This is a genomic window from Geminicoccus flavidas, assembly GCF_009806515.1.
GTDB classification, from domain to species: domain Bacteria; phylum Pseudomonadota; class Alphaproteobacteria; order Geminicoccales; family Geminicoccaceae; genus Geminicoccus; species Geminicoccus flavidus.
Genome location: NZ_WUJP01000991.1, coordinates 1 through 3,822, shown reverse-complemented (window position 1 = coordinate 3,822; position 3,822 = coordinate 1). Strand labels below are relative to the sequence as shown.

Sequence of the window (3,822 nt, the reverse complement as noted above, 5' to 3'; positions counted from 1 at the left end):
TGGCCCATCCGGATGAACTTCTCGCGGCGGTTGCGGCGCAGGTCGGCGCCCGCCATGCTGTCCAGCTCGGCCAGGTGCTGCTCGATCGCGTCGCCGACCCGGCCGATCGTCGTGGCGCGGCCGCGATGGGCACCGCCCAGCGGCTCCTCGACCACGGCATCGATCAGGCGCAGCTCCAGCAGGTCCTGGGCGGTAAGCTTCAGGGCCTGCGCCGCCTCGGCCGCCTGGTCGGCTGCCCGCCACAGGATCGCGGCGCAGCCTTCCGGCGTGATCACCGAATAGATCGAGTGCTCCAGCATCAGCACCCGGTCGGCCGCGGCGAGTGCGATGGCACCGCCCGAGCCGCCCTCGCCGACGATCACGGACACGAACGGCACCTGCAGGTCCAGCCCGGTCTCGATCGAGCGGGCGATCGCCTCGGCCTGGCCGCGCGCCTCGGCATCCACGCCGGGATAGGCGCCGGGGGTGTCGACCAGGGTGACCACCGGCAGGCCGAACCGCTCGGCCAAGCGCATCAGCCGGATCGCCTTGCGGTAGCCTTCGGGCCGGGCCATGCCGAAATTGTGCTTCACTCGGCTCTCAGTGTCGTGGCCGCGCTCATGGCCGATCAGCACCACCGAGCGGCCGCGCAGCCGGCCGATCCCGCCCTGGATGGCGCTGTCGTCGGCAAAGGCCCGGTCGCCGGCGAGCGGGGTCCAGTTCTCGACCAGGCTCGCCACATAGTCCTTGAAGTGCGGCCGGTCGGGATGGCGGGCGACCAGGGCCTTCTGCCAGGCGTTCAGCTTGGCATAGGTCTGCGAGAGCAGCTTGGCCGCCCGGCTTTCCAGCTTGCTGATCTCTTCCTGCAGGTCGAGTTCGGAGCCGGTGGCCAGGTGGCGAAGCTCCTTCACCTTGCCTTCCAGCTCGGCGATCGGCTTCTCGAAATCCAAAAGCGCGCTCAAACTCGTGACCTGCCATGCCGTTGGGAGGGCCCGCACGCGGCCCCGTGCCGATGTGGCCCCGGCCGGCGGGGGTGTCAACGCGGCGGCTCCGCGGCTAGGATGGCAGGCGAGGTTTGCGACCACGGACCAGCGCATCGATCATGCCGCTCTATACCTATGACTGCAGCGACCACGGCGTCTTCAAGGACTGGTCGCCCATGAGCGAAAGCGACCGGCCGCGGGCCTGCCCGACCTGCGCCATGCCGGCTCACCGTGCTTTGGCCCGGCCGATGCTCGGCAAGGGCGGCGGGCCGGAGCGGCCGGCGTTTGCCTGCGATGTGGGGGATCGTGCCGGCAGCGCCCGCTCGGGCGGAGGGTGCGCGTGCGGTGCGGGCGGCTGCGTGCACTGAGCTTTCGCTTGGGCGGCCGGCGCGGCCTCGACGCTGCCGGTAGCCCGGGCACCTTAGACAGAGCGCGCGAGCTGGAGGAGACGGCGGAATGGCGGAGCGGATGCGATATGCGGGTCATCCGGCGGATGGCCCCTACGAGGTCGGTCTGGACCGGAACGCGGCCAACTTCGCGCCGCTGACGCCGCTGACCTTCCTGGACCGCACCGCCGCGATCTATCCCGAGCGGCTGGCGGTGATCCATGGCGGGCTGCGCCGCAATTATCGCGAGCTGCACCAGCGCTGCCGCCGGCTGGCTGCGGCGCTGGAGCGGCTGGGCGTGCAGCCCGGCGACACGGTGGCGGCCATGCTGCCGAACACGCCGCCCATGCTGGAATGCCATTACGGCGTGCCGCTCGCCGGTGCCGTCCTCAACGCGCTGAACACCCGCTCCGATCCCGGCACAATCGCCTTCATCCTGGAGCATGGCGGTGCGAAGGTGCTGATCCTGGACAGCGAGTTCGCGCCGGTCGTCGAGAAGGCGCTGAAGCTGGTGGCCAACCCGCCGATCGTGATCGACGTGTGCGACCCGGAGTTCGGGGGACCGCACCAGCGCCTGGGGCAGCTCGACTACGAGGAGTTCCTGGCGAGCGGCGATTCCGACGCCACGCCGATCCTGCCGGCCGACGAGTGGCAGGCGATCACGCTGAACTACACCTCGGGCACCACCGGCGATCCCAAGGGGGTCGTCTACCATCATCGCGGCGCCTACCTGAACGCGGTCGGCAACGTGCTGGTGTGGTCGATGCCGCAGCATCCAGTCTATCTCTGGACGCTGCCGATGTTCCACTGCAACGGCTGGTGCTTCCCCTGGACCACTGTGCTGCAGGCGGGCGTCAATGTCTGCCTGCGCCGGATGAACTCGGAAACGATCTACGCGGCGCTGGCCGAGCATGGCGTGACCCATCTGTGCGGCGCGCCGATCATCATGAGCATGCTGGTCAACGCGCCCGAGGAGGCGCGGCGGCCGTTCGCCCAGAAGGTGCGGATGATGACCGCGGCCTCCGCACCCCCGGCGGCGGTGCTGGAGAAGATGGACCGCCTGGGCATCGAGGTGACCCATGTCTATGGCCTGACCGAGGTCTACGGGCCCGCGGTGGTCTGCGCCTTCCAGGAGGAATGGGCCAGGCTGGACAGCAAGGCCCGCTCGGAGAAGCTGGCCCGCCAGGGCGTGCGCTATCCGGTCCTGGAGGGACTGGATGTGCTTGACCCGGAGACGATGCAGCCGGTGCCGCGCGATGCCACCACGCTGGGCGAGATCATGTTCCGCGGCCACGTGGTGATGCGCGGCTACCTGAAGAACCCGACCGCGACCCATGCCGCCTTCGCCGATGGCTGGTTCCATTCCGGCGACCTCGCGGTGATGCATCCGGATGGCTACCTGGAGATCAAGGACCGCTCCAAGGACATCATCATCTCCGGCGGCGAGAACATCAGCTCGATCGAGGTGGAGGGTGCGCTCTACCGCCATCCGGACGTGATCGACGCCGCCGTGGTGGCGCGCCCGGACGAGAAATGGGGCGAGACGCCCTGCGCCTTCGTCACCCTGCGCGAGGGTGCCACCGTCACCGCCGAGGAACTGATCCAGCACTGCCGGGGCGAGATCGCCGGCTACAAGCTGCCGAAGACGATCATCTTCGGCCCCCTGCCCAAGACCTCGACCGGCAAGGTGCAGAAGAACGTCCTGCGCGAGCGGGCCAGGGCGCTCTGAAGCGGCCCCGTTCGCCATCCATCTCTAGATCATCAGCGAGGCAGAAGAACCGTGCACGCCAGCCTGACCATCGACCAGACCCTGCCCGAGGACGGCACTGCCGGCACCCTGGTGGGCCGCGTGCAGACGGGTGCCGGCCCCTGCGTCGTGGCGATCAGGGACGAGGGCGTGTTCGACCTCACCCCGATCGTGCCGACGTTGAGTGAGCTGACCAACGCGGCCGACCCGGTGGCCCTGGCCCGTAGTGCCAAGGCGGAACGGATCGGCGACCTCGCCGCGATCCTCGCCAACAGCGCCCATGACCGGCGCGACCCCGGCACGCCCTTCTTCCTGGCCCCCGTCGACCTCCACGCGATCAAGGCCTGCGGCGTCACCTTCGTGCGCTCCATGCTGGAGCGAGTGATCGAGGAGCAGGCGCGCGGCGACGCGGCCAAGTCCGAGGCGATCCGCCAGAAGATCACCGCGATCGTCGGCGACGACCTGCGCGCGATCGTGCCGGGCTCGGATAAGGCGATGGAGCTGAAGGAGCACCTGATCCGCCAGGGCGCCTGGTCGCAGTATCTGGAAGTCGGCATCGGCAAGGACGCCGAGGTCTTCACCAAGAGCCAGCCCATGTCCGCGGTCGGCACCGGTGCCTTGATCGGCATCCACCCGGTCTCGACCTGGAACAACCCGGAGCCCGAGATCGTCCTGGCGGTCTCCAGCCAAGGCAGGATCGTCGGCGCCACGCTCGGCAACGACGTGA

Annotated in this window: 3 protein-coding genes and 1 pseudogene; 3 read left to right on the top strand and 1 reads right to left on the bottom strand. The window is 69.4% G+C overall.

Features of this window, described 5'->3' with window-relative positions:
• Window positions 1–941, bottom strand: a 941-nt coding sequence (locus tag EQG76_RS28180; RefSeq protein ID WP_235031600.1) for an acetyl-CoA carboxylase carboxyltransferase subunit alpha, incomplete at its 3' end; no start/stop codon positions are given.
• A gap of 140 nt (window positions 942–1,081) precedes the next feature.
• On the opposite strand from EQG76_RS28180, the gene EQG76_RS28175 reads away from it, so the two are divergent.
• The 3 genes and pseudogenes from EQG76_RS28175 to EQG76_RS28165 form a co-directional block, all read left to right on the top strand.
• The gene (locus EQG76_RS28175; protein WP_159718416.1) at window positions 1,082–1,330 is read left to right on the top strand and encodes a zinc ribbon domain-containing protein; all 249 of its coding nucleotides are present in this window, start codon (window positions 1,082–1,084) and stop codon (window positions 1,328–1,330) included.
• Between the two features lie 88 nt (window positions 1,331–1,418).
• Entirely contained in the window at window positions 1,419–3,077 is a 1,659-nt protein-coding gene (locus EQG76_RS28170; protein ID WP_235031599.1) for an acyl-CoA synthetase, read from the top strand.
• Between the two features lie 51 nt (window positions 3,078–3,128).
• Window positions 3,129–3,822 (top strand): annotated as a pseudogene (locus EQG76_RS28165) (fumarylacetoacetate hydrolase); the annotation flags it as partial.